This window comes from Sphingopyxis granuli, assembly GCF_001559015.1.
Classification (GTDB): domain Bacteria; phylum Pseudomonadota; class Alphaproteobacteria; order Sphingomonadales; family Sphingomonadaceae; genus Sphingopyxis; species Sphingopyxis granuli.
Genome location: NZ_CP012199.1, coordinates 2,749,928 through 2,773,052, shown reverse-complemented (window position 1 = coordinate 2,773,052; position 23,125 = coordinate 2,749,928). Strand labels below are relative to the sequence as shown.

Here is a 23,125-nt window from a genome sequence, read left to right as displayed (position 1 = left end):
TCGAATGACGTGAACCGGGAGAAGCGCGCGCAAATCATGGCCTGGGTGGGGCGGGAAATCCTGCCGCACGAAGCGGACGTGCGCGCCTGGCTTCTCCGCACGCTCGATCCCGACGACCTGGAAGACGTGATACAGGAAACCTATTGCCAGATCGCGGGCCTGAAAGGAGTGAGCCATATCGCCAGCGGTCGCGCCTATTTCTTCACTGCCGCGCGCAGCATCGTTCTCATGCGATTGCGCCGGGCGCGCGTGGTCAGCATTGAATCGGTTACGGAGATCGAGAGCACAGGCATCGCAATGGACGAGCCGACACCCGAACGGGTTGTCGCCGCCCGGCGCGAACTGGAACGGGTGCAGCGTTTTATCGAGGAACTGCCCGACCGCTGCCGAAGGATTTTCGAGCTTCGCAAGGTCGATGGACTGTCGCAGCGCGAGGTTGCCGAGCAGCTTGGCGTTACGGAATATGTGATCGGGAATGAGGTCGCCAAGGGCATGAAGCTGATATTGCAGTCGATAGCCGATGGCGATCGCAAGACCGCGCGAGCAATGGCAAGAATGGGATATGATGAGCGAACGCGAAACAGCACAAGCGATCAATGATCGCGCGGCCGAGTGGGTCGCCCGCATGGACCGCGAGGGCCATGACCCTGCCGTGCGCGCCGAACTCAAGGCATGGCTCGCGGGTGATGACCGCCGTCGCGGCGCCTATTTCCGTGCCAAGGTCGCATGGAACATGCTCGACCGCGCGAGCGTCCTTCGCGCCGGACAACCGCCAGCTTACGAGGTGGCCGCCGCTGGCGGCGGCTGGTTTTCAAGGCGGCTCGTCATATTGGGCGGCGGTGCCGCCGCTGCCGCCGCCGCACTGGTGGTCGGCCTTCCGCGCATGGATTTCTTCGCTGCGCCGGATGAGCAAATCCAGACGGCAATAGGGGAAATCCGGCGCGTGCCGCTAAGCGACGGCTCGCTTGCCGCGGTGAACACGCAAACCGCGCTCGACGTGACCATGAAGCCGAAGCTGCGCCAGATCGCGCTCAAGGGCGGCGAGGCGTGGTTTCAGGTCGCCAAGGATCGCGCGCGGCCTTTCCTGGTCGAAATCGGCGACGTGCGCGTTCGCGCAGTCGGCACGGCCTTTTCCGTCAGGCGGGAAGCGAACGGCGTCAATGTGCAAGTGACCGAAGGCGTCGTCGAGGTGTGGCGCGTCGGGGACGAAGCCAATATCCGCCGCGTCGAGGCGGGGACGCGCGCCTTCATTGCACCCGACAAAGCCGTAGTGTCCATTGCCGCTGCGAGCGAGGAAATCGACAACGCGCTGGCATGGCGCACCGGCCAGCTCGTGTTCGACGGGGACACGGTTGCGGAGGCGGTGGCCGAGTTCAACCGCTACAATGTCCGCAAGATCGAGCTTTCCGGCGCGGCGCTCGGGCAAAAAAAGATGATCGGCCGCTTTCGCACGAATGAACCCGACGCCTTCGCGCACGCCGTTGAGATACTGACGGATTCTCGCGCCGTTATCACCGCCGACCGGATCATCCTATCGTCGGATTGACGGATTTTTTCAGAAAAAATTACAAAAAAGTTTCGCTCAAGCATCGTTGTCCATGTGAGCCCGAATGATCGGGCCGGATTACATGGGGGAGGATAATATGCGGTATCGCGATCTTCGCGGCGCTCTCGCGTCTTCGGCGGCAATTTGTGCGGTGGCGGCTGCGACGCCGGCGATGGCCCAGACCAAGAGTTTCGACGTTCCGGCGCAGTCCGCCGCGACCGGCATCCCGGAACTGGCGACGCAGGCCGATGTCCAGATTCTCGTCAGCGCAGACGCCGTGCGGGGAAAGACTATCCGTGCGATCAAGGGTTCTATGAGCGTCGATCAGGCCGTGCGTCGGGCGGCCGCCGATGCCGGCCTGCGGGTCGTGTCGAACGATGGTCGGACATATACGCTTGCTTCGGCTTCATCAGCGGCGGCTGACGCGCCCACCGACAACACCTATGTCGCCAACGAAATTGTCGTCACCGCGCAGAAGCGCGTGGAGTCTGTGCAGGATGTGCCGATCGCGATCACCGCGCTATCGCAGAAGAATCTGGAAGAGCAGAAGATCGAAAGCGGCGCCGACATCATGCGCGCGGTGCCGAACCTGACCTTTTCCAAGTCGAACTTTACCAGCTACAATATCTCAATCCGCGGCATCGGCACCAAGGCAATCTCGGCGACCAGCGATCCCGGCGTCGCGGTGGCCTTCAACAACATCGGCATCATCCACAACCGCTTCTTCGAGCAGGAGTTCTTCGACATGGAGCGGTTGGAGGTGCTGCGCGGTCCGCAAGGCACTCTTTACGGCCGCAATGCGACGGGCGGCGTCATCAACCTGATTACCGCCAAGCCGAAGCTGGGCGAGTTCGAAGGCAGCATCAAGGGCGAGGTTGGCAATTTCGACAGCCGCCGGATGACAGCGATGCTCAACGTGCCGATCGTTCCCGACCAACTCGGCCTTCGCATCGCTGGGGCGATGACCGATCGCGATGGTTATGATTATAATTCGGTGACGCAGAACCGGGTCAACAAGCGCGATCTTTGGTCGCTCCGCGCGACGCTGGGCTTCGAGAATGACTGGCTGCGCGGCAACTTCATTTGGGAGCGGTTCCACGAAAACGACAATCGTTCACGCACCGGAAAGCAGCTTTGCCACCGCGACGATACCCCCGACATGATCGGATCGACACCGACGCGCATAACCAATCCTACCAATGCGAGCTTGACACCATATCGGGAAATCCGAGCTGCGACCTTCTCTACGGGATGCAAGGCAGGTAGCCTTTATGACGATGCGGCGTTCGGAACACCCAACGGGACGTCGATTTCGTATGTCTATGGCTTGGGTATTGCGAGTGGGATATTCGGAGGTCGCTATTTCCCCGGAATGCCGCGAGTAAAAGCGCCCCTCTTTGATACTTTGACAGACCCTTACGGTGGCATGATGCAGTCACGCGACCTGCGCGAAATCGCCTCGGTCCGTGATCCCATCTATCGCGCCAAGTCGGACATATTGGCGCTCAATCTCGACGCCAAGCTGTCGGACAGTCTGACCCTGTCATCACAGACGGCGTGGAACTGGGACAATGTTTACAGCTTCCAGGATTATAATCGCTTCAACTCGCTGCCCATCTTCAATGATTCTTCGAGTTGGGTGGACTATGACGGCAACCCCAGCCCGTGGCGCGACATGATGCCCGGCGGCATTTTCTGCGATCCCCAGATTGGTTGTTCGAACACGCTAGCGGCGTTCGATGTCTCGTCCGCACGATCGAAGCAGTTCGCGCAGGAATTACGCCTGCAATCCGATTTCGATGGCCCCTTCAATTTCAGCATCGGCGGCAATTACACCAAGTTCAAGACACAGAATGACTATTATGTCATGAGTAATATGTTCACGATGCTTGCCATGACCGAACCGCTCAATGAGACGGGAACTATGACGCATTGCAGCCGGAAGACATTCGGAAAGGACTTTTTCAATACATATTATGTCCCGATCGAAGAAGGGTTTTGCCCCTATATCGATCCAAATCCGGTCGAAAGCATCAACGGAGAGGGGCATAATTATTTCCGTTCGTCCAACCCCTATAAGCTGGAAAGCTGGGCGGCGTTCGGAGAAGCCTATTATAACATCAATCCCAATCTGAAGCTGACGGCGGGTCTGCGCTACACACACGACAGGAAGAGCTTCACGGTCGTGCCTAGCCAGCTGCTACTGTCAACGACGTACGAGGGCGGCGGCTTCGTCAACAAGGGCCATCCGGCGACGGGTGTGCTTCGGCAGACATGGGGAGAATACACAGGTCGCATCGGGCTCGACTGGCAACCGCATCTCGACTTTACAGACAGTACACTCGTCTATGGCTTCTTCAGCCGTGGTTACAAGGCGGGCGGATTCAATCCGCCGACGCCCGGCTATATTACGCGGGAGCAATTGCTGGAGGCCGGATTTATCACGCAGTTGCAGGTGGATCGATTCCCCGACGCGTACCCAGGACTGCAACTGTTGGCGGTCGATTATGGCCCATCTTTCAAGCCCGAATTCGTCAATGCGTTCGAGATCGGCATGAAGAATGTGCTGATGGGCGGGCGGCTGACGCTCAATGCCGCGGCTTTTTATTACGACTATAAAAATTATCAGGTGTCGCAGATTCGCGACCGCACGGCGGTGAACGAGAATTTCGATGCGAAGATGTGGGGCGCCGAATTCTCCGCGCTGTTTGAGCCGGTCGACCGGCTACGCTTCAACGCCAATTTCGGCTATCTCAAGACTCGCATCGGCAAGGGGATGCAGTCGATCGATCCGATGAACCGCAATTTGGGCGATCCTGATTATACCGTCGTCAAGTCATGGATCCAATTGCCCTCCAACTGCGTCGTCCCCACGCATATCGCTGAGGCCTGGTTGACGAGGGACCGAGCGGGCGCGTTAAATGCGCCGGCCGATCTGTGCAACGGGGTGCGCGGGTTTTTTAGCTACAACCCGCCGATCGACTCCCTGACCGGGCAAAGATATGATGTCGCCAACTATCCCGAATTGAACGGCGGCCTTGGCCTTCACACCGAGTTGGAAGGCAACGAACTGCCCAACTCGCCGCGCTGGACCGTCAATCTTGGCGCCGAATATACCATTCCTTTCGAAGGTGACTGGAGCGCGACGGTCCGCGGCGATGGTTACTGGCAGGCCAAGAGCTGGGCGCGGGTTTACAATCTCAACCCCTATGACCGGCTGCGCAGTTGGACGAACTTCAACATCTCGCTCCGCGTCGATGGTCCCGATGACCTGTCGATCGAGGCTTATGTGAAGAACGTCTTCAACTCGACGCCGATCACCGATGCGTTCCTGAACAGCGACGACAGCGGCCTGACCACCAACGTCTTCACGCTCGACCCGCGCATCATCGGGTTCAGCATCAGCAAGAAATTCTGAGGTCTCTCCACCACTGGGGGAACAACCTTGGGCCGGTGTCTGTTTGCTCCCGAGCAAATATCAGCCCAGTTTTTTCGCAGACCGATTGACCGACGGGATGCTTTCACGCGCACTCTCTCTCTCTCCGAGAGACACTGGCCGTCGCCCGGTTCCTTCCCCGGCGCCGTGCGGCGGCCCATTTCCCCTTATCGCTGGAAGGAGACGATGATGACCGACAGGACCCAAACCCCCGCCGGCCTCGTCATCGAGAAGCGCAACTGGAAATTCGGCCGCGACATGTTGCCGCGCCGCTGGTGGCACGGCGGCGACCCCGGCCGGACGGCTTTCTATAATGCCCTTTCATCGACTTTCCCGGTCGGCGAAAAGTTCTTCATGGCGGCCGTGCGCCATTACCGCGACGGCGCGCCCGAGCCGTTGCGCGAGCAGATCGACGATTTCATCTTTCAGGAATCGACCCATTCGCGCGAGCATATCTTCTTCAACCGGCAGGCCCGCGATGCGGGTTACGACATGGCTTCGTCCGAGGATCGCGCCGCCCGCACGATTGCCTGGGCCAAGCGCCGCCCGCCGATCATGCAGCTCGCCGCGACCTGCGCGCTCGAACATTTCACCGCGATCCTCGCCAATGCCGTGCTGTCCGATCCGGCGCACCTCGCCGGCGCGGACGTGGAGGCGCAGCGCATGTGGCGCTGGCACGCGGTCGAAGAAATCGAGCATAAGGCGGTCGCCTACGACACCTGGCTCAACGCAACCCGCAACATGCCGCGCCTCGCGCGCTGGTCGCTGCGGTCGATCGCAATGGTGAGCGCGGCATGGCGCTTCCATTGGGTCGTGTTCCGCAACACCGCGAACCTGCTCTCGCAGGATGGAAAGAACGATCTTGCGACATGGCGCCGCCTGCTCGTCTATCTCTATGACTATCCCGGCGCGATGCGCCTGCTCGCGCGCGGCATGGTGGGCTATTTCCGTCCCGGCTTTCACCCGTGGCAGCACGACGACCGCGCGCTGGCGCGGCGCGCCCTCGCGTCGCTGACCCCGCCGCTCATCACGCCCTTGCCGCGGTGATCGGGGCATGAGGGCTGTCTTGTTCGCGATGACATTGGTTTCGGCCGCCGGAGGGGGAACGGCCGAGGCTTCGCAGGGGAGCGGCGCCATCGCCGGTCTGTGGTCGACCGGAAGCAACGGGGGGCAAGTCGAGCTGTATCGCTGCGGCGCGGCCATCTGCGGCAAGGTGGTCGATGCCGCTCCCCTGCGGGCCAACCCCGACCATCGCGACGTCAAGCACCCCGACCGCAAATTGCGCGAGCGGCGGTTGAAAGGGCTGGTCGTGTTGCAAGGATTCGAGGGTGGACCCGCCGAATGGAAGGGCGGCCCGCTCTATGATCCCGAATCGGGCGACGGCGCGGCGGCTGGCACGCTGACGCTCCGCGCAGATGGCAAGCTGGAGGTGAAGGGTTGCAAGGCCGCTATCTTCTGCCGCACCAAAATATGGACGCGAGCGCGTTAAGCCTCGCTGCGGCATTTCTGATCGAAATCCAGAGGGCGGACGACCTGCCCACGATCGAGAGCCTTCTCGCGGCCGTCGCGCATGAGTTGGGCTTTCGTCACTATGCGATGATCCATCACGACGATCATCGCAGCGGCTCGCCGGGCCTCATCAATATGAACAATTATGTGCCCGACTATGCCGCCGAATATTTCGGCGGCCTCTATCATCGCGACGATCCCGTCGTTCACGCCTGCATCGCGGCCAATGCCTGTTTTACGTGGTGCGAGATCGCTGACCTGATCGAACTTGGGCCGAGGCATCGCACCTTCCTTGAGCGCGGAGAATATTATGGCGTCAGCAACGGCATCACCGTTCCGGCCTTCGTGCTGGGCGAGCGCAGCGGATCGTGCAATTTCTGTAGCCCGCGCAAGCCGGGGAGCGTCCGGCACCATCTTGATGCCGTTCATTCCATCGGCGGTTTCGCCTTTTCAAAGGCGCGCCGGGTCGTGAACGGCGGGCGCTTGCGGCAAGTCCGCGTCGCGCGGCTTCGCCCGCGCTGGCGCGATTGCGTCGTCCTCGCCGGACAGGGCAAGAGCAATACCGACATCGCGACGATCCTTGGCCTGACGCCGGCGACGGTCAAAACTTATGTCGAACGGGCCTGTGCCAGTTACGAGGTTAGCAACCGCACCCAGCTTGTTCTTGCCGCCGTCCTCGACGGCGAGGTGGGAATCCACGAGATCGCACCGCGTCAACATCGCTACCTAGCGACCTGATATTTTTGCAAGAAATTCGCTCCCTTGCGTGACCACACGCAAGGGAGCGAAACCATGATACATATCGTTGAAGGGCTTGGCGAGGCGGCCGACCAGCGGTTGCTCGATTCCATGTTCGAGGACCGCAAACGGCTGTTCATCGACCTGCTCGATTGGGATTTGACGGTCGTTGACGATCGGCTTGAGGTCGACCGCTTCGACGACGCCTATGCCACCTATATCATCGCCGCCGATCGCGCTGGCCGTCATCTGGCGTCGATGCGGCTGCTGCCCTCCACACGTCCGCATCTGCTCGGCACGTTGTTCGAGCGGCTTTGCACCGACGGCGTTCCGGTCGGCCCCGACATTTTCGAGATCACCCGGCTTTGCCTGCCGCCCAACCTGCTGCGGCCCGAACGGCTGCGGCTTCGCGACGGGCTTATCCGCGCGATGGTCGATCATGCGCTGGATCGGGGCATCAACCGCTTTACCGGCGTCGTCACCGCGCGCTTTCGTGAACAGATCCTCGCTATGGGCTGGCAGGGCGAGGCGCTGGGGCCGGGGCAAGATTTGGGCGGCGGTCGTCTCGGCGCCTTCGCCGTGATGATCGAGCCGGCCACGCCCGCCCATCTCGAAGCGAACGGACTCCATGCGCTTTCCGACTTGTCGGCGGGGACGATCGCGGCGGGATCGGCGACATGACCGGGCCTTTCTCCCCCGATAGCGCGCCCGTCAGGCTCGACCGCGACGGCTTTTGCGTCATCCGCAATCTGCTCCCGGCCAATCAGATCGACGCGATAGATTGCTCGCTCGACTATGATTTTGCCGCGACGCCCTATTGCGTCGGCGACTTCTTCGGCGAGCGGACCAAGCGTTTCGGGCGCCTGCTCACCCGCGCCCCGGCGACCCGCGCGCTGGTCATGCACGACGCGATCCTGGCGCTTGCCCAAAGCGTCCTGTCGCCGAACTGCGACCGCATCGCGCTCAATCTGACGCAGGCCGTCGAAATCCACCCCGGCGCGCTCGCCCAATATCCGCACCGCGACCATGACCTATGGCCCGCGATCAAGGGCGGGCATCAATTTCAGGTCAATGTCATGTGGCCGCTGTCGCCGTTCACCGAGGCGAACGGCGCGACCCGGTTTTGGCCGGGCAGTCACCGGCTCACCTATGACGGCGATGTGAGCGAGAGCGCGGCGATCGCGGCGACCTGCGAACCCGGCGACGCGCTGGTCTGGCTCGGCGGGACGCTGCACGGCGCGGGAGCCAATGTCAGCGATGACCTTCGACGCGGGATCATCGTCAGCTATTGCCTTGGCTGGCTCAAGCCGTTCGAGCTGCAATGGCTGGTCTATCCGCCCGAGGTCGCGCGGCACTTCGACCCCGACCTAGCGGCGCTGGTCGGCTACGCCCAGCACCGCCCCAATCTCGGCAATGTCGAAGGGCGCTGCCCCTCCTATCTGCTCGCGGGTAAAAGGCCCGATCACGTCGCGGCTGTCGATGCGCTGCGGCCCGATCAGGCCGACGCCCTTCGCACCTATGTCCAGACGCAGCGTGGCGAAGGGTAGCGGCTATGCCGGCGATCGAGACCCGCGCGGTCCTGCCGCCCGGAAGCTGGCGCGACGCCGGCCTCTATGCGGCGCTCGCCGCCACTGGCGCGCGCGGCCTCGCATGGGAGCTGCTGCGCCGCTATCCCGACTATCTCGGCGGCGACGATGAAGGTGATAGCCCGCTGACCGCCGCCGATCCCGCGTTCACCGTGCGCTGGGGGCTTCACTTTCGCCGAGGAACCGGGCCGCTCTGCGTCCGCCGCACGGCTCCTATGGTCGGCCGCCTTCGATCCTTCGGTATTGCGCGCCCGGCCCGCGCGGGGCGCAGCCCCTACCGATGCCGCGCCTTCGCTCGCAACCTACCTCGCCGTCGCCGGGGACAGGCAGCTTCATGCCGTCATCGGCGGCGTTCATCACGGCGTCCGCATCGACATTGCGAGTAGCGTTGAGCCGTTGCCGCTCGACCGGCTGATATTTCCTTTCACCATCGCCGTCGCGCCGAGGCAACTTGCCGAGTTCCGGCAACTGGTTGGCCTTGCGCGCGGCCAGCCGCTCGCGGCGATCACCCCGCCGCGCCTTTACCGCGTCGTGCTGGCGCTGCGCGTCATCGACGCTTTAGGTGAAGGGGCGACGCTGCGAACCGTTGGCGAAGCGTTCGTTCGCGCGGATGATTGGCCCGGTCGCGGGGAGTCGACCAAATCCGCCGCGCGCCGGCTAGTGGGCTTCGCCCACCGCCTATGGTCTGGTGGACCCGCGACGATCCTGTCCGGCGCGTTTCAATCTCACTGACTTTTGCGGTCGTCCGCAGGATATTCACTTTCGTCGAACAAGGCTTGCGGTCGAATATTCAGCGCCTCGCAGAGACTCCAGATGGTGAGCAAGGTCGCGTTCTGCTCGCCGCGCTCGATCAGCCCGACATGCGCGCGATCGACGCCCATCCGGACGCCAACCTCTTCCTGACTTAATCCGGCGGCAATGCGGTAACGGCGGGCATTGCTGCCGACGAGCTTTCTCACGTCCATCCAGAGGTTAGAGGACAGTCGGGCATTTTGATGCTACGTATTATAATACTCGCAACAATGGACCCTTGATTGATGACCTTATCCTTCCTGAATAGGTGCCGGTGCGGGATCGCGGAACGCGCGCCCGACGCTCCCGTCATGACCGACTACGACCGCGTTCATATATTGACCTATGCTCGACTGCTTGATGCCGAGCGCGACGGTTACGACTGGCGCGATGTGGCAATGGAGGTGCTTGACCTCGACGTTGCGGCCGATCCTTGCGGCGCAAAGAACTGCTGGCAATCGCACCTCGACCGCGCCCATTGGTTCGTCGATGGCGGCTTCGCCGCTTAGGCGCCGACCTGCGCATGATGGAAGCGGCCCGATACGGCAGCACCCCGACATGGTTGTCCCGGCTCCCAAGCTAGGGGTGTCGGATTCTCGTATCGCCAAATCCGACACGTTCGCGGGCGTGAACCGCGCGCCATGCTCCCTCTTTCGCCGACACGGCGCGAAGGAGCGAAAGACAGCATGGAGAGCGACGACAGCATCGAGCGCGCGCGGCAGGCGAAGCGCGGCTCACCCTTCCTAAGCCCCAAGCAAGCCGCCCACTATCTCGGCGTCTCGCTGCGGACCTTGCAGGTGCATCGCACCAACGGCACCGGGCCGCGCTTCCGACGTCCCTGCCAGCGCATCCGATACCATATCGACGATCTCGATGCCTGGTCGCTCGAACAGGCCAAGGTGCCGGGCCGTGACTGACCCGGCGCGCGCAAAACGGATCGGCCGATGGGCGATCGGCTGCGCCGGTCTCGCGATCGTGCTTGCGGGGACGCTGGTCACGCCGCCCCGTCCGCGCTTCCTATGGAACGTCACCGCCAGCGCGCCGGTCGGCCTCTACGCGGTCGGCGGCGGCGCGCCACTCGCGCGCGGCGACATGGTGATTGCGCGTGTGCCGATCGAGTTCCGGTTGTTCGCGGCGCGTCGCCATTATCTTCCCGCGAATGTTCCGCTAGTGAAGCGCGTTGCCGCCGCGGCGGGCGATGAGGTCTGCGCCGACGGCGCGCGCGTTACCGTCAACGGTCGGGCCGTCGCCGTGCGTCTCGATCGCGACGGCGCAGGGCGGCCTATGCCGTGGTGGTCGGGATGCGCCTTGCTCCGCGACGGGCAAGTTTTCCTGTTGATGGCCGACAGCCCCGCGTCGTTCGACGGGCGCTATTTCGGCGTGAGCGAGGCCGGCGATATTGTCGGCAAGGCACGACTGATATGGCGGCGGTGAGGATCGCGCTCGCCGCGCTCGCGCTGCTTGCGGCTTCGCCCGCTGAAGCGCAATCGGTCGATCGCTGGCGCCCCTATATCGCCGAGGCATCGGCGCGCACCGGCGTCCCGGTCGAATGGATCGAGCGCGTGATGCGCGCCGAAAGCGGCGGACGGACGACGCAGGGCGGCCGCCCGATAACCAGCCGCGCGGGGGCAATGGGCCTCATGCAGCTCATGCCGGGAACATGGGCGGACATGCGCGCGCGGCTCGGGCTGGGGAATGACCCGCATCATCCCCGCGACAACATCATGGCGGGAACCTATTATCTGCGACTCATGTATGACCGCTTCGGTTATCCCGGCCTGTTCGGAGCCTACAACGCGGGGCCGGCGCGCTACTCGGCCTGGCTCGCGGGGCGGTCGGACCTACCCGGCGAGACGCGCGCCTATATGGCGACTGTCGCGAATCGCGCCGCGCCGACACGAGCGCGGCGCGTCGCCCTGTTCGCGGAGCGGCGGGATCGGGACGCGGAGGGCAACACTCGCGAGGCCGCGCATCGAATTTTCTTCATTCGCCAATAACGCGGCGACGCCTGAATTTCCTTGACGTTGACGGGTTACGAACGTGCGCCCTTGCCTTCGGCTCGGCGCACGCCTCTTGCGATACTGTTCTCTCTATGTTCTCATTTGGCAATGGAACAGATCAACCCGAGTCGAATCGCCGAAACCATCCTCACCGCGCCCGGCTGGGCGCGCGTCGGAATCACCGCGCCCGCGCCGCACGTCCGCACCGATGCCGCGCACGAGCTGGCCCGCGTCATCCTCGCCGCGATCGAGGGCGGCGGCACAGGCGCGCCCGCGGCCGACCAGCCGGCCTTGCCGCTGTGACGGGGCGCGCCCTGTCATGGGCCGTTGGGCGGCCGATGGGTCGCGGATCGCGACCAATCTCTTCGAGGCCGCGGCCTGGCATTATGCGGTCAAGCCGGTGTGCCGCTGCGGCCATAGCACCGCGTTCAACCCGCATGGCCTCTGGTGGCGCTTCGAGCGGCGCGGCTGGGATGTCCGCTTCGACAAGGCGCTCGGGCGCTTCTGGTGCATCCGCTGCAAATGGCGCACCGGGCGCCGCGTCCGCCCCGTCAAGTTCGAGCTGGTGCAGCAATCGGTCGACGACATCGAGCTCGAATATCCGCCCGATCACGAATGGAAGCGCGCCGTTCGCCGCTTCCGCTGCTAGGAGATAGCGCATGGACGCCGAGAATGACGACGCGCTGGTCGGCATCGGCAAGCGCCACCGCGTCATGGTCTGGGACGGAGACAAGGAACGCGAGGTCGAGCTTCATTGGGGGCTGCCCTCGCGCGATCCCGACATATTCCAGATACCCTTGCTCAAGTCCGAAACCGCGATCATCGACCGACCCTGCCTGCTGCTCGCGACCGAGTTCGGCTTGGTGAAGCGCGGCAAGACCGTCTATGCCGCGAGCCTCGTCAGCGACGAGCCATTCTTCTGCATCGCCGCCGTCTGGCGCCCCGGCGGGCGCGACTGGCCCGACAGCTTCGCCGCGCTCACCGTCCCGGCCTATCCCGATCTCGCGCCCCACAAGGACCGCCATGTCGCCGTCGTTCACCCCGACGATTGGTTCGACTGGCTGATGCGCGCACGCGATCCGCTGGACATGCTGCGGCCCTTCCCCAAGGATAGCTTCCTTATCATGCCGCCGATCCAGCAGGGATTCGACGAACTGCTGGCCGGCGCCGCCTGAAGGAGCGCCCCGCGCCTTGTGCAACCTGGTGACGATGAAAGCGTCGGTCGATGAGGTGGCCTCGGTCTTCCGCGCGCGGCGGCCGAAGGCGACCAACGCCGCACCCGGCGACGTCTGGAAGGGCGGCACCGGCTTCGTCGTGCGCGAGGATGCCGGCGCCCGCGTCATGGACGCGATGCACTGGGGCTTCCCGCGTCATTCGGTCAACAAGCGGACCGGCGCACCGAACAAGCCCACGCCGGTCAACAACGCCCGCGACGACAAGCTGATGTCCGCTTACGGGATGTGGCGCGAATGGTTCGTTGCGCCCGCGCACCGCTGCCTCATTCCCTTCACCGCCTTCGCCGAGGCCGAAGGTCCGGCGGGGGCGATGACCAAGACATGGATCAGCGTCGCCGACCAGCCGCTGGCGGCCTGGGCCGGCCTCTGGCGTCCAACCGACGAATGGGGCGACTGCTACACCGGCGTCATGGTCGATGCGACCGCGGAACTGTTCGACATCCACGACCGGATGCCCGTCATCCTGCACCCCGACGAGCATGACGCCTGGCTTCGCGCGCCTGCGGCCGAGGCGATGGCGCTCGTCCGGCAATATCCCGCTGCTTTGCTTGGCGTCGAGCGCACCGACGAGCCTTGGTCGGCGCGCGGCGGCCCGGCGCAGGCGGCCTTGCCGCTCGGTTGATGTCATGCGCCTCAGATCGACGCGGCTCCGCTGGCTCGCGCTGGCGGTGCTCTACAATGTCATCGACGACACCGGACCCGATGCCTTCGAGCCGGGACTCGACGTGCGCCTTGCGCTCGCCGTCCTCTTTGCGATGAGCGATGGGGACCGCGAACCGTTCGATGATTATTGGAACGGGCTGCGCGATCCGCTCGATTACTGCGATCGTGACGGCGAGCGCGAATATGTCCGGCATACCCGCGCGCGGACCAATTTGACCGGCATCGCGCGGCGCGTCGGGCTGCATTTGACGTGGCAACTCATGGCCTCGCTCGGCAAGGGACGGAAACCGAAGCGGGATAGCGTCTCGGATTGACGGACGCGCGGGCTGGCGTCAGCCGGGGCGCGCAGCGGGGCCGCCGCGATCGGTCGGCGGCGGCGCATCGAGCAGGAACTGCACACGCTCCATCTCGGCAAGCAGCGCCTCGATTTGCGGGCGAACCGCGCCATATGCGCCGGGGTGGCTGGCAAGCTCGTCCCTGATGCCTTCGATCGCGTCGAACAGCGTGTCCGAAATCGCCATGCTTCACCTCCACCGTCTGCGGTCCATATTGAGATATTCCGCGCCGATATTCAAACGGGACGCGGGCCAAAAGCAGGGTGCGCGGTTTCCCGCCCAGCAGGTTGCGGCGTCTGTCCCGGCAAGCCGGGCCACCGGGGCTTTGCTGCGCTAGGCGGGCTGCGCCCGCCAAGCTCCGTCGAGCCGCTTGCCGCGTCTCGCCCCATCCGGGCGACAATCCCCTGACGGGGACAGCTAAAGCTATCGAATCGCGCGCGTAGCGCGCGATGGGGATCTGGAGCCAGTCGCTTCCATCACACCCTACGCCGTCTCTCAGAGTCCCTGGCGTGCCACACGGATTTTCGGCGGAAAGGAGTTGCGTCGAGGGGAAGCTCCGCTAGCCAAAATGGGGGCGGCGGCATTTGCTTCTCTGGGAGAAGCGCCGCCCCCATTTTGCCAAGCTGCGCCAAACCCCTCGACCGTGCCTCTTTCCGCCAAGAAATCCGCGCGGCACTTGGGACTCTGCGAGGACGGCTCCGGTTGCGATGGAAGCGCCCGGCCCCACGCTCCATGTCCCTGTCGAGAAGGGATCGGCCGCTTGGGCGGCCGATGCGCTTTCTTTGTTTTCCGGGGCCGCTGGTCGCGGCCCTTTTTCTTGCTCGGACCCACCAGTCACGATGGATTTGTGTCAAGAAATCAATGTCATAGAGCGTATTCTGATGGTCCTCTATAAGTATAGATGCCGCTGGGCGGCAGACTTACTTGAACCGAAACCGACTAGATGGAGTGAATGACATGGAAAACATTGGCACCCTGACCCGCAACGACAATGGAACCGTGACCGGCTTCGTTGCTGAAACGCATTACGACTTCGAGATTGCGCTCGGTCGCGCGAATATCGAGCGCGAGAACGCGCCCGACTTCCGCCTGATAACCAAAAGCCCGCGCGGTCGCGACGTGCCGATCGGCTATCTTTGGCAGCATAAGGGACGCGAAAGCGGCGAAACCTATTTCGGTGGCTACATCAGGAGCAGCCAGAGCGGTTTCGTTCGCCTTCGCCTCTATCGCTCGCGCGAACTGTCGAACGTCTGGGACGTTCTTCGCAAGGACGATCAGGACCGCCGCCGCAGCCGCAGCGGCGATGCGACCTTGCCCGAACCGGCCGCGCCGAAGCGCCAGCGCAAGGCCAAGACCCCGGCCGAAGCACCGGCCACCGCACCGGCTGGCGAGGAACTGCAAGCCGCCTGACTGACCCCACGGGGGAGCGCGCGAACGCTCCCCCGATAATCCCCCTACATTCGAGAAGGAGCCTTCCCGATGACGAAGGAAACGACGCGCCATGCGCGCGGCGGCGAGGCCGTGCGCGATATTTACGCCGAGGTGACGGCGAGGATCATCGCCGAGATGGAGGAAGGGCGCTTGCCCTGGGTGAAGCCTTGGGGCCGCACCGGCATGGTCAACCCCGGCCTTCCCCGCAACGCCATCAGCGACCGCGCATATAGCGGCATCAACGTGCTCATTTTGTGGGGCGCGGTGATGGAGCACGGCTATCCCTCGCAATCGTGGCTGACCTACCGGCAAGCCGCGAACGCGGGCGGCAACGTCAGGAAGGGCGAACGCGGCACGACCGTTGTCTATGCCGACCGCTTCACCCCCGAACGGGAGAAGGAGCGCGCCCGCGCGACCGGCGACGAGGCCAAGGCCATTCCCTTCCTCAAACGCTTCACCGTGTTCAATGTCGCGCAATGCGAGGGCTTGCGCCCCGGCCTTGCCGCCGACCCCGCGCCGCTCCCCGAGCGCCAGATCGTGCCGGTTGCCGAGGCGGTTATCGCCGCCTCGGGCGTCGAATATCGCATCGGCGGCAACAAGGCGTTTTACAGCCCGACCCATGATTTTGTGCAGATGCCGCCGCAACCGGCGTTCTTCGAGCAGATCAATTACTACGGCACGGCATTGCACGAATTGACCCACGCGACCGGCCACAAGTCGCGGCTCGCCCGCAAATTCGGGACCAGCTTCGGCAACAAGGATTATGCGCGCGAGGAACTTGTTGTGCGCCGTGTCGGCGCGAATAAAGGAGTGAAGATATGTCTTCTGGATAGCTGGGAAAATCCATGCGTCCCCGACTTACCGGTGCTGGTGATGAACCGGCTGAAATCTCGAAAGAGGAACGGGACCATAGCATGTCGGGAAAAGGCCCAAACTGCCGAAGCCATCGTAGGCCGGGCGGGTCATCGCAAGGTGCGTACGGCGAAAGCTACACTGCCTGAACTCCAGTCCTCAGGGTTTTATCCTCGACAGCGGCGTAGCGATGGTTGCAACGCCGCACCGCGCAGAGATCGGTTTGCGACTGAGAGCCGATCCAAGAAGAGGGTGGTGCTATTAGACATCCTCGACCCAGCCTGCGCGGCCTGCCCACCATCGGTGGGATCAAAGGGACGAACGGAGCGCCTAACCGCATCGCATCTCCTTGTTCGCGTAAACACGGGATCGCCTAAATGGGCGCGTCAGCGACCCACATGGCGACAGAGCCGTCATAGTAGCCAAATGCCGGGGGTAATGCCCCGGACAGCCATCTTCGGATGGACGGCCACGGATGAAAGCTGCCGGGCAACCGGCACGGGACTCCTCACTGGTCGGGTGAAGGGCGGCAGTGCTTGCGAGACTGGTCAGTCAACAGGGTGGGCGTGCTGATGCTACCCGATACCTTGCAAAGACGACTGGAATCGATCCCAATCCTGTCGAGACAGGGCAAGCGGATCAATGGCTTGTCGCGAATGATGGCAGACCCGCTCCTGTGGGAGCAGGCCTATGCCGAGATCGCCTCCAACCGAGGCGCACTCACGCCCGGCGTCACCGGCGAAACGCTCGATGGGTTCTCCCTAGAGCGGATCGAACGGATCATCGGGCAAATCACAAACGGCAGCTACCGCTTCGCCCCCGTGCGTAGGGTCTTAATCCCAAAGGCCAATGGGAAAACACGCCCACTGGGCATCCCAACGGCCAGCGACAAACTGGTTCAGGCGGCGGTGAAGCTGCTGTTGGAACGCATATACGAGCCGGTGTTCTCGCCGCGCTCGCATGGCTTCCGGCGTGGCCGATCCTGCCATACCGCCCTTGAGCACATCAAGGACACCTGGACTGGTGTGAAATGGCTGGTGGACGTCGATGTCGTCGGGTTCTTCGACAATATCGATCACGGCATCCTGATCGACCTGCTTGAACGGAAGATCGACGACAAGCGGTTCATCCGCCTGATCGAGGGGATGCTCAAGGCCGGTTACATGAAGGACTGGTCCTTCAACGCCACCTACAGCGGCACGCCGCAGGGTGGCGTCGTCTCTCCGATCCTTGCCAACATCTATCTGCATGAACTGGATCAGTTCCTGACGGAGATGAAGGCGCGGTTCGACCGGGGCAAGCGGAGGGCCGAGAATCCGCGATACCGCAACCTTACCATCGGCATGTATAAACGTCGCCTCCGGGTCGAGAGGCTGTTGAGCGAAGGCCGCGAGGCCGAAGCGCAGGCAGTCCTTGCCAAGATCCGGGAGATGGAGACGGAACGCTCCACCATGCCGTCGAAGAACGGGCTCGACCCAAACTTCAAACGGCTGTTGTTCTGCCGCTATGCTGATGACTTCATCATCGGCGTGATCGGCTCGAAAGCGGATGCCCGAGAGGTGATGGCACAGGTGACGGATTATCTCCGTCACCGCCTTCGCCTCGAAGCTTCGCCGGAAAAGAGCAAGGTGAGCAAGGCGTCGAAGGGGACCATGTTCCTCGGCTACACGGTCATCACCGTGACCGGGAGCAGGGTCCGGCGGACGAAGTTGGGCAGGCGGGTCGTGCGTTCGCGCGACTGCGCTGACCGCATCCACCTCCGCGTTCCGCACGACAGGCTCGTGCGGTTCAATCAGCGCAAGGGCTATGGTGACCTCGGGCGTCTGAAAGCGATGCACCGCCGGTATCTGGTCGACAGCTCGATGCTGGAGATCGTGCTGGCATACAACGCCGAGATGCGCGGGCTCGCCAACTATTACCGGTTGGCCTACGTCGCGAAGTTCAGCCTTCGCAAGCTGTGGTTCCTCTGGGAAACCAGCTTGTTGAAGACGCTGGCGTTCAAGCTGCGGCTGTCGGTCAATCAGGTCGCCCGCCGTCTCAAGACACGGGATGGACTCGCCGTCCGCTTCAAGGTGGACGGTAAGGAACGGTCGGTTGCTGTCTTCAATCTAAAGCATATCGACCGGCTGCCGAACCTCGGGCCGAATGTTGATCGCTGGGCAGTCCCTCACTTCACGAAGGGGCGCTCGGACGTGATGGATCGGCTTCGGGCAAAGCAGTGCGAATATTGTGGCTCGACCGAAAATCCGTGCGAGGTCCATCACAGTCGCCGACTGGCGGACGTGAAGGATACCCCGCTCTGGAAACAGGTCGCGGCGGCACGGCGGCGCAAACGCGTTGTCCTCTGCTTGCCTTGCCACAAGGCGCTTCACGCCGGGCAACTCAAGCCGCTCGATAGCGGCGACATGCAAGCACGGAGAGCCGGATGATGGGAAACTATCACGTCCGGTTCGGTGGGCGGGAGAGGCGTGTCCTCCTCGAGGCGCGACCCTCCCGACCCAATGCCGAAATGGGCAGCGCCTTTCTTTGCGCCGCGCTCGGCATCGCGCCGACCGTCCGCCATGCCGACTATCTGGCATCGTGGCTTGAGGTCTTGCGCGAGGATAGCCGCGCGATCTTCCGCGCCGCCAGTCAGGCGAGCAAGGCCGCCGACTGGATATTGGCGCGCTACGACGAGGCGCAGGCGAACGAACGGAGGGCGGCATGATCTTGCTCACCCCCGAACTTGGCGCCGCCTTGCGCGCGAACGACGACGCGCGGCGCGCCGCCACCATCGGCGGACAGGCCGAGCCTGACCCCGTTCCCCTCGTCAAATTCTTCAATCCGTGCGGCGCGGCGACATGGCTGGCGACCGAATTGCAGGAGGATGACGATACGCTGTTCGGCCTAGCCGACCTTGGTTTCGGCACGCCCGAACTTGGCTATTTCAGCTTGAGCGAGATTGCCAGCGTCCGCTTGCCGTTCGGCCTTTGCATCGAGCGCGACCTGCATTTCCACACCGGCCACCGGCTTTCGACATGGGCCGCATGGTCGCGCCGCGCCGGTTCGATCAGCGCCGCCGAAACCCTGCTCCGCCAACTCACCCGCGCAGCGGACGGCGACGAGATTCCGCCCCCTGTCGATGATGAGGGGAGCGGATAACGCGCGGCGCGTTTCGCCGCATCCGAAAGCCGGTTCGCCATCACCGCAAAGAAACGACGAACCGGCACCTTTTGAAAGGTGACGACAATGAAACTGGATTTTATCGACCTTGGCAAGCTGTCGATCAGCAAAACCAATATGCGCTACGCGAAGAAAGCGCCGGACGTGTCCGACATTCTTCCGACTGTCCGCAAGCGCGGCGTTCTCGTTCCCTTGATCGTCCGGCCCAATTGCGGCCCCGGCGCGTTCGAGATTGTCGCGGGCGCGCGCCGCTTCACCGCCGCGAAGATCGTCGCGGATGAGCGCGGCGATGGTGAACCCCTGCCGTGCGCCATCCTCGAGGCCGGCGACGACGCCGACGCCATCGAGGCGTCGTTGATCGAGAATATCAAGCGGCTCGACCCCGACGAAGTTTCGCAATGGGAAAACTTCGCGAAGCTGGTCAGGGAGGGCCGCGATGCCGAGGATATTGCCGAGACGTTCGGCATCCCCGACTTGATGGTTCGGCGCATCCTTGCCCTTGGCAATCTCTTGCCGCGCATCCGTAACCTTTACCGCGCCGGAAAGATCGACCGCACCACCGTCCGGCATCTGACCATGGCGAGCAGGAGCCAGCAAAAGGCTTGGCTGGCGCTGTTCGACGACCCGAAGCAATACCCGCCGAGCGGCCACCAGCTTAAAGGCTGGTTGCTGGGCGGCACCTGCATCCCCGTCAAACATGCGCTGTTCGACGCGGAGGGAATGAAGGGCATCACGCTCGACCTGTTCGAGCAGGTCAGCTATTTCGCGGACGCGGACGCCTTTTGGTCCGCGCAGAACGCCGCCGTCGACGAGCGCCGCGACAGCTACATCGAGGACGGATGGAGCGATGTTGTCATCGTGCCGCCCACCGAGCATTTTCACGGACATGAGTTCGTGAAAATGCCGAAGGACAAGGGCGGGCGCGTCTATGTCAACGTCCGCGCGAACGGCGAAGTCGAGTTCCATGAGGGCTATGTCACCGGCAAGGAAGCCAAGCGCATCGAGCGCGGTGAGAAGATCGACACCGGCCCGAAAGTTCCGCGCCCGGAGGTGACGGGGACGACGCAGAATTACATCGACCTGCATCGCCATGCCGCCGTGCGCGCGGCGCTGACCCGGCATCCGAAGATCGCGCTTCGCTTGATGGTCGCCCATGCCGTTGTCGGCTCGCCGTTCTGGACGCTTCGCCACGACCCGCAGCGCGCGAACAAGGACGATGTTCGCGAGTCCTTCGAGACGTGCAAGGCCGAAACCGACTTCGACGCAAAGCGGCGCGCGGTTCTCGCATTGCTCGCCTTCGACCCGGAGCGCGCGACCGTCACCGCCCAATATGGCGACCGGCGCGGCGACGAGAGCCACCTTGTCGCTCTGTTCCTTCGCTTGCTCGACTTGCCGGAGCGCGCCGTGATGGACGTTCTTATGATCGTGATGGGCGAGACGCTGGCAGTCGGCAGCGCGGCCGTCGAGGCCGTCGGCGGCGAAATCGGCGTCGATATGGCCCGCTACTGGCAAGCCGACGACGCCTTTTTCGAGACGCTTCGCGACAAGGAGGTCTTGACGCAGATCGTCGCGGAGGTCGGTGGCGAAACCGTCGCGGCGGCGAACGCGGACGAGAAAGCCAAGACGCTGAAACGCATTGCCCGCGATCATCTGGACGGAGCGAACGGGCGCGCGAAGGTCGATGGCTGGGTGCCGAAATGGATGGCGTTTCCGCCCGCCGCCTACACCGCGCGCGGCGGCGTCGGCACCGTCGAAAAGGCCGCGCTGGTCGCAGCGGCGCGCGCCGAACGGGAACCGAAGCCGACCGGCCCCGGCGCAGTCGTCGCGCTGCCCGCGCCCAAGAAGCCGAAGCGCAGGAAGCCCGCCGCATCGCAGCCGGAGCGCGAAGCGGCATAGGATCGAGCGGGCGGCGGCAAGCCCGTCGCCCGCTTCATTCCCCAAATAGGCCGCGCCGGGCGCCGCTTTCGCGGCGCCCGGCGCGGCGGATTGGGTCCAAGACGGTTACTCCCGCGATTTTGGAACCGTCTTGGCGGCAGCGGAATCGACGTGCTGAATCGAAATTTTAATGCCGGGGTCGCTGCCTTCGGTTTGCACCGTGGCCTTGAGCTGATTGGCAAGCGCGTCGACGATACTGGAGCCGAGACCTGGCTTGGCGGCAGCCAGCTTCTCGGGCGTGCCGACGCCGTCGTCGCTCACCGATAGCTTCCAATCCTGACCTTCCGAATGATAATCGACGAGGATCTTGCCGCCGCGGTCGCCGGGAAAGGCGTGCTTGAGCGCGTTAATCACCAGTTCGGTGACGATCAGACCGAGGCTGACCGAAATGTCGGCGTTCACCTTGCTGTCGTCGGCGCTCACGTCGAGCGAGAGCTGGCTATGATCGTGGATCATCGACGCGCCCAGACTCTCGCAGAGCTGCGTGAAATAGCCGCGCAGTTCGACTTCGCCGAGCCGCGAGGCCGCGAGCTGCTGCTGAACGGTGGCGATCGACATGACCCGGTTGTGGGCGTCGCGCAAGTGCGTCCGCGTCTCTTCCGACTGCACCTGCTTGGCGCTTTGCATGAGAACGCTGGCGATAATCTGTAGGCTGTTCGCAACGCGGTGCTGGAGTTCCTGAAGCAGAATGGCCTTCTCGCGCAGCAGGTCGTCCTTGAGCTTTTCGCTGATCCGCGCCTCGGTGACATCGGAAACCGACAGGAGCAAACGGACCTGTTCGGCATCGCCATAGTCGAGTTTCTGCGCGTTGAGAACGAGGCGGCGCGGTTCGGCATCGCCGTTTAGGTCCATCTCATAGGCTTGGATTTTGGCATGACCGGCGAGGGTCGCGCGGAGCAGCGAGCGGAGCTGCGGCACGTCCCACTCGCCAGCGCCCAGCTCGAACAGCGGCCGTCCGGCGACGTCCTGCGGATCAAAAGCGAAGCCGCGACAGAAAGATGCGCTGGCGGCGATGATGTTCAGATCGCCGCCGAGCAGAAGCGCCGGGGCATTGGATGAGGCGATGATGGCGAGCGCCAGATTGTGCGCCACGTCGGGATGGGTGTTGCGGGTCACGATGATGGTCCCCTTCGGGGAAACCGGAAAGCTCGCGGAGGTGAAAGCCGGGTCCGGGTATCGGCGGCAGCCGCTCCCGCGCGTTGGAAGCATAAGCGCGCCCAGGCATTATAGCATGATTCGTGGGAAACCCGGCACTTATTCGCGTGGGGCGGTTACTATTTGGTTCGACGCCAGAATTACGCGGCGCTACTCACCGCTTTGGAGGAATGCAATATGGTTTTTCTTGCGCGCGGGACACAGCGATTGACGCCTTGCTTGCTGACATCTAGTGCTTCCCATCATTATTTCAGGGAGGCAATCATGGCCGACGACAATAGCGAAAACCTGCTCACGCTCACCACCGATATCGTCGCGGCGCATGTGTCGAACAACAGCGTCGGCATCGCCGACCTGCCCGACCTGATCGGGCGCGTTCATGCCGCGCTCGCGGGCCTCGGGACCGAAGCCGCCGCGCCCGCCGAAGAATTGAAACCCGCCGTCTCGATCCGCGCTTCGGTCAAGCCCGACTATATCGTCTGCCTCGACGACGGTAAGAAATTGAAGATGCTGCGGCGTCACCTGATGACGCATTACGGCATGACACCCGACGATTATCGCGCGAAATGGAGTCTGCCGAAAGACTATCCGATGGTCGCGCCCGCCTATGCGGAGAAGCGCCGGGAGCTTGCAAAGGCGATCGGTCTCGGCACCAAGGGGCGCGGTGGCGGGCGCAAGCCAGCCGCGAAACCCGCCGCCAAGCCAGCCCCGACGCGGCGCGGTCGTGCGCCGAAAGCTCCCGCCGCTTGA

General features: G+C 63.6%; 27 protein-coding genes and 2 pseudogenes. 26 read left to right on the top strand and 3 right to left on the bottom strand.

The window, feature by feature from the left end; all coding sequences use genetic code 11:
• Window positions 1-9: 9 nt before the first annotated feature.
• The 10 genes from SGRAN_RS12915 to SGRAN_RS12875 all read left to right on the top strand — a co-directional run bounded on the left by SGRAN_RS12915 (window position 10) and on the right by SGRAN_RS12875 (window position 9,547).
• Window positions 10-600, top strand: a complete 591-nt coding sequence (locus SGRAN_RS12915; protein WP_210434138.1) for an RNA polymerase sigma factor — start codon at window positions 10-12, stop codon at window positions 598-600.
• Window positions 563-1,546: a FecR family protein gene (locus SGRAN_RS12910; RefSeq protein ID WP_210434137.1), complete on the top strand. Its 984-nt coding sequence runs from the start codon at window positions 563-565 to the stop codon at window positions 1,544-1,546. Before SGRAN_RS12915 ends, SGRAN_RS12910 begins: the two co-directional genes overlap by 38 nt.
• Before the next feature lie 313 nt (window positions 1,547-1,859).
• Window positions 1,860-4,964, top strand: a complete 3,105-nt coding sequence (locus SGRAN_RS12905; protein WP_082737454.1) for a TonB-dependent receptor — start codon at window positions 1,860-1,862, stop codon at window positions 4,962-4,964.
• A 207-nt stretch (window positions 4,965-5,171) separates the two neighbouring features.
• A complete protein-coding gene (locus SGRAN_RS12900) occupies window positions 5,172-6,029 on the top strand; it encodes a metal-dependent hydrolase (RefSeq protein ID WP_067187073.1) in 858 nt (285 codons plus the stop codon).
• A 7-nt stretch (window positions 6,030-6,036) separates the two neighbouring features.
• Complete coding sequence (locus SGRAN_RS12895; protein ID WP_067184239.1) at window positions 6,037-6,471, top strand: DUF2147 domain-containing protein; 435 nt, start codon at window positions 6,037-6,039, stop codon at window positions 6,469-6,471.
• Complete coding sequence (locus tag SGRAN_RS12890) at window positions 6,453-7,229, top strand: helix-turn-helix transcriptional regulator (RefSeq protein ID WP_067184236.1); 777 nt, start codon at window positions 6,453-6,455, stop codon at window positions 7,227-7,229. The genes SGRAN_RS12895 and SGRAN_RS12890 overlap by 19 nt, the downstream gene beginning before the upstream one ends.
• Before the next feature lie 54 nt (window positions 7,230-7,283).
• A complete protein-coding gene (locus SGRAN_RS12885; protein ID WP_067184233.1) occupies window positions 7,284-7,910 on the top strand; it encodes an acyl-homoserine-lactone synthase in 627 nt (208 codons plus the stop codon).
• Window positions 7,907-8,776 (top strand): phytanoyl-CoA dioxygenase family protein, encoded by an 870-nt coding sequence (locus tag SGRAN_RS12880; RefSeq protein WP_067184230.1) that lies wholly within the window; start codon window positions 7,907-7,909, stop codon window positions 8,774-8,776. Before SGRAN_RS12885 ends, SGRAN_RS12880 begins: the two co-directional genes overlap by 4 nt.
• A 5-nt stretch (window positions 8,777-8,781) precedes the next feature.
• On the top strand, window positions 8,782-9,201 hold the full coding sequence (locus SGRAN_RS22840; protein WP_210434136.1) for a transcriptional regulator domain-containing protein: 420 nt from the start codon (window positions 8,782-8,784) through the stop codon (window positions 9,199-9,201).
• A 10-nt stretch (window positions 9,202-9,211) separates the two neighbouring features.
• Window positions 9,212-9,547: a DNA -binding domain-containing protein gene (locus SGRAN_RS12875; RefSeq protein ID WP_210434135.1), complete on the top strand. Its 336-nt coding sequence runs from the start codon at window positions 9,212-9,214 to the stop codon at window positions 9,545-9,547.
• On the opposite strand, the gene SGRAN_RS12870 is transcribed toward SGRAN_RS12875, so the two are convergent.
• Complete coding sequence (locus SGRAN_RS12870) at window positions 9,541-9,780, bottom strand: helix-turn-helix domain-containing protein (protein WP_067184218.1); 240 nt, start codon at window positions 9,778-9,780, stop codon at window positions 9,541-9,543. The two genes, SGRAN_RS12875 and SGRAN_RS12870, sit on opposite strands and share 7 nt — an antisense overlap.
• Window positions 9,781-9,918: 138 nt before the next feature.
• On the opposite strand from SGRAN_RS12870, the gene SGRAN_RS12865 reads away from it, so the two are divergent.
• The 9 genes from SGRAN_RS12865 (at window position 9,919) to SGRAN_RS12825 (ending at window position 13,819) form a co-directional block, all read left to right on the top strand.
• Entirely contained in the window at window positions 9,919-10,116 is a 198-nt protein-coding gene (locus SGRAN_RS12865) for a hypothetical protein (RefSeq protein WP_210434134.1), read from the top strand.
• A gap of 177 nt (window positions 10,117-10,293) precedes the next feature.
• Window positions 10,294-10,524, top strand: coding sequence for a helix-turn-helix domain-containing protein (locus SGRAN_RS12860; RefSeq protein WP_067184213.1), 231 nt, complete (start codon window positions 10,294-10,296; stop codon window positions 10,522-10,524).
• Window positions 10,481-11,041, top strand: a complete 561-nt coding sequence (locus SGRAN_RS12855) for a S26 family signal peptidase (protein ID WP_067184210.1) — start codon at window positions 10,481-10,483, stop codon at window positions 11,039-11,041. Before SGRAN_RS12860 ends, SGRAN_RS12855 begins: the two co-directional genes overlap by 44 nt.
• Window positions 11,029-11,604, top strand: a complete 576-nt coding sequence (locus SGRAN_RS12850) for a lytic transglycosylase domain-containing protein (protein WP_067184208.1) — start codon at window positions 11,029-11,031, stop codon at window positions 11,602-11,604. Before SGRAN_RS12855 ends, SGRAN_RS12850 begins: the two co-directional genes overlap by 13 nt.
• 111 nt (window positions 11,605-11,715) lie before the next feature.
• Window positions 11,716-11,910 carry a DUF6771 family protein gene (locus SGRAN_RS12845; RefSeq protein WP_067184205.1) on the top strand — a complete coding sequence of 65 codons (195 nt, stop codon included), beginning with the start codon at window positions 11,716-11,718 and terminating at the stop codon, window positions 11,908-11,910.
• Between the two features lie 16 nt (window positions 11,911-11,926).
• The gene (locus SGRAN_RS12840; protein ID WP_067184202.1) at window positions 11,927-12,256 is read left to right on the top strand and encodes a hypothetical protein; all 330 of its coding nucleotides are present in this window, start codon (window positions 11,927-11,929) and stop codon (window positions 12,254-12,256) included.
• 10 nt (window positions 12,257-12,266) lie between these two features.
• Window positions 12,267-12,782 carry an SOS response-associated peptidase family protein gene (locus SGRAN_RS12835; RefSeq protein WP_067184200.1) on the top strand — a complete coding sequence of 172 codons (516 nt, stop codon included), beginning with the start codon at window positions 12,267-12,269 and terminating at the stop codon, window positions 12,780-12,782.
• A gap of 16 nt (window positions 12,783-12,798) precedes the next feature.
• Window positions 12,799-13,464 (top strand): SOS response-associated peptidase, encoded by a 666-nt coding sequence (locus SGRAN_RS12830; protein ID WP_067184197.1) that lies wholly within the window; start codon window positions 12,799-12,801, stop codon window positions 13,462-13,464.
• A 4-nt stretch (window positions 13,465-13,468) separates the two neighbouring features.
• Window positions 13,469-13,819 carry a hypothetical protein gene (locus SGRAN_RS12825; protein ID WP_067184195.1) on the top strand — a complete coding sequence of 117 codons (351 nt, stop codon included), beginning with the start codon at window positions 13,469-13,471 and terminating at the stop codon, window positions 13,817-13,819.
• Between the two features lie 18 nt (window positions 13,820-13,837).
• Here the strand turns inward: SGRAN_RS12825 and SGRAN_RS12820 are convergent, their stop codons facing one another.
• Window positions 13,838-14,026 (bottom strand): hypothetical protein, encoded by a 189-nt coding sequence (locus SGRAN_RS12820; RefSeq protein WP_067184192.1) that lies wholly within the window; start codon window positions 14,024-14,026, stop codon window positions 13,838-13,840.
• 771 nt (window positions 14,027-14,797) lie between these two features.
• Here SGRAN_RS12820 and SGRAN_RS12815 point away from each other — a divergent pair.
• The 6 genes and pseudogenes from SGRAN_RS12815 (at window position 14,798) to SGRAN_RS12790 (ending at window position 21,181) form a co-directional block, all read left to right on the top strand.
• Window positions 14,798-15,250: a DUF736 family protein gene (locus SGRAN_RS12815; protein WP_067184190.1), complete on the top strand. Its 453-nt coding sequence runs from the start codon at window positions 14,798-14,800 to the stop codon at window positions 15,248-15,250.
• A gap of 69 nt (window positions 15,251-15,319) precedes the next feature.
• A pseudogene (locus SGRAN_RS23010) lies at window positions 15,320-16,054 on the top strand (ArdC family protein); the annotation flags it as partial.
• Window positions 16,055-16,695: 641 nt separating this feature from the next.
• Window positions 16,696-18,552, top strand: coding sequence for a reverse transcriptase domain-containing protein (locus SGRAN_RS12805; protein ID WP_067187072.1), 1,857 nt, complete (start codon window positions 16,696-16,698; stop codon window positions 18,550-18,552).
• 74 nt (window positions 18,553-18,626) lie between these two features.
• Window positions 18,627-18,830: pseudogene (locus SGRAN_RS12800) on the top strand (zincin-like metallopeptidase domain-containing protein); the annotation flags it as partial.
• Window positions 18,827-19,264, top strand: coding sequence for a DUF2958 domain-containing protein (locus tag SGRAN_RS12795; protein ID WP_067184184.1), 438 nt, complete (start codon window positions 18,827-18,829; stop codon window positions 19,262-19,264). The pseudogene SGRAN_RS12800 and the gene SGRAN_RS12795, both read left to right, overlap by 4 nt.
• A gap of 87 nt (window positions 19,265-19,351) precedes the next feature.
• A complete protein-coding gene (locus tag SGRAN_RS12790; RefSeq protein ID WP_067184183.1) occupies window positions 19,352-21,181 on the top strand; it encodes a ParB/RepB/Spo0J family partition protein in 1,830 nt (609 codons plus the stop codon).
• A 105-nt stretch (window positions 21,182-21,286) separates the two neighbouring features.
• Here the strand turns inward: SGRAN_RS12790 and SGRAN_RS12785 are convergent, their stop codons facing one another.
• Window positions 21,287-22,336, bottom strand: coding sequence for a sensor histidine kinase (locus tag SGRAN_RS12785; RefSeq protein ID WP_067184180.1), 1,050 nt, complete (start codon window positions 22,334-22,336; stop codon window positions 21,287-21,289).
• Window positions 22,337-22,639: 303 nt separating this feature from the next.
• On the opposite strand from SGRAN_RS12785, the gene SGRAN_RS12780 reads away from it, so the two are divergent.
• A complete protein-coding gene (locus tag SGRAN_RS12780) occupies window positions 22,640-23,125 on the top strand; it encodes a MucR family transcriptional regulator (protein ID WP_067184179.1) in 486 nt (161 codons plus the stop codon).

Excerpts from the sequence above, each read along its gene's own strand:
- SGRAN_RS12910 (WP_210434137.1), top strand. The coding sequence starts at position 563 with ATGATGAGCGAACGCGAAACAGCACAAGCGATCAATGATCGCGCGGCC.
- SGRAN_RS12905 (WP_082737454.1), top strand. The coding sequence starts at position 1,860 with ATGAGCGTCGATCAGGCCGTGCGTCGGGCGGCCGCCGATGCCGGCCTG.
- SGRAN_RS12900 (WP_067187073.1), top strand. The coding sequence starts at position 5,172 with ATGACCGACAGGACCCAAACCCCCGCCGGCCTCGTCATCGAGAAGCGC.
- SGRAN_RS12895 (WP_067184239.1), top strand. The coding sequence starts at position 6,037 with ATGAGGGCTGTCTTGTTCGCGATGACATTGGTTTCGGCCGCCGGAGGG.
- SGRAN_RS12890 (WP_067184236.1), top strand. The coding sequence starts at position 6,453 with ATGGACGCGAGCGCGTTAAGCCTCGCTGCGGCATTTCTGATCGAAATC.
- SGRAN_RS12885 (WP_067184233.1), top strand. The coding sequence starts at position 7,284 with ATGATACATATCGTTGAAGGGCTTGGCGAGGCGGCCGACCAGCGGTTG.
- SGRAN_RS12880 (WP_067184230.1), top strand. The coding sequence starts at position 7,907 with ATGACCGGGCCTTTCTCCCCCGATAGCGCGCCCGTCAGGCTCGACCGC.
- SGRAN_RS22840 (WP_210434136.1), top strand. The coding sequence starts at position 8,782 with ATGCCGGCGATCGAGACCCGCGCGGTCCTGCCGCCCGGAAGCTGGCGC.
- SGRAN_RS12870 (WP_067184218.1), bottom strand. The coding sequence starts at position 9,780 with ATGGACGTGAGAAAGCTCGTCGGCAGCAATGCCCGCCGTTACCGCATT.
- SGRAN_RS12865 (WP_210434134.1), top strand. The coding sequence starts at position 9,919 with ATGACCGACTACGACCGCGTTCATATATTGACCTATGCTCGACTGCTT.
- SGRAN_RS12860 (WP_067184213.1), top strand. The coding sequence starts at position 10,294 with ATGGAGAGCGACGACAGCATCGAGCGCGCGCGGCAGGCGAAGCGCGGC.
- SGRAN_RS12855 (WP_067184210.1), top strand. The coding sequence starts at position 10,481 with ATGCCTGGTCGCTCGAACAGGCCAAGGTGCCGGGCCGTGACTGACCCG.
- SGRAN_RS12850 (WP_067184208.1), top strand. The coding sequence starts at position 11,029 with ATGGCGGCGGTGAGGATCGCGCTCGCCGCGCTCGCGCTGCTTGCGGCT.
- SGRAN_RS12845 (WP_067184205.1), top strand. The coding sequence starts at position 11,716 with ATGGAACAGATCAACCCGAGTCGAATCGCCGAAACCATCCTCACCGCG.
- SGRAN_RS12840 (WP_067184202.1), top strand. The coding sequence starts at position 11,927 with ATGGGCCGTTGGGCGGCCGATGGGTCGCGGATCGCGACCAATCTCTTC.
- SGRAN_RS12835 (WP_067184200.1), top strand. The coding sequence starts at position 12,267 with ATGGACGCCGAGAATGACGACGCGCTGGTCGGCATCGGCAAGCGCCAC.
- SGRAN_RS12825 (WP_067184195.1), top strand. The coding sequence starts at position 13,469 with ATGCGCCTCAGATCGACGCGGCTCCGCTGGCTCGCGCTGGCGGTGCTC.
- SGRAN_RS12820 (WP_067184192.1), bottom strand. The coding sequence starts at position 14,026 with ATGGCGATTTCGGACACGCTGTTCGACGCGATCGAAGGCATCAGGGAC.
- SGRAN_RS12815 (WP_067184190.1), top strand. The coding sequence starts at position 14,798 with ATGGAAAACATTGGCACCCTGACCCGCAACGACAATGGAACCGTGACC.
- SGRAN_RS12805 (WP_067187072.1), top strand. The coding sequence starts at position 16,696 with ATGCTACCCGATACCTTGCAAAGACGACTGGAATCGATCCCAATCCTG.
- SGRAN_RS12795 (WP_067184184.1), top strand. The coding sequence starts at position 18,827 with ATGATCTTGCTCACCCCCGAACTTGGCGCCGCCTTGCGCGCGAACGAC.
- SGRAN_RS12790 (WP_067184183.1), top strand. The coding sequence starts at position 19,352 with ATGAAACTGGATTTTATCGACCTTGGCAAGCTGTCGATCAGCAAAACC.
- SGRAN_RS12780 (WP_067184179.1), top strand. The coding sequence starts at position 22,640 with ATGGCCGACGACAATAGCGAAAACCTGCTCACGCTCACCACCGATATC.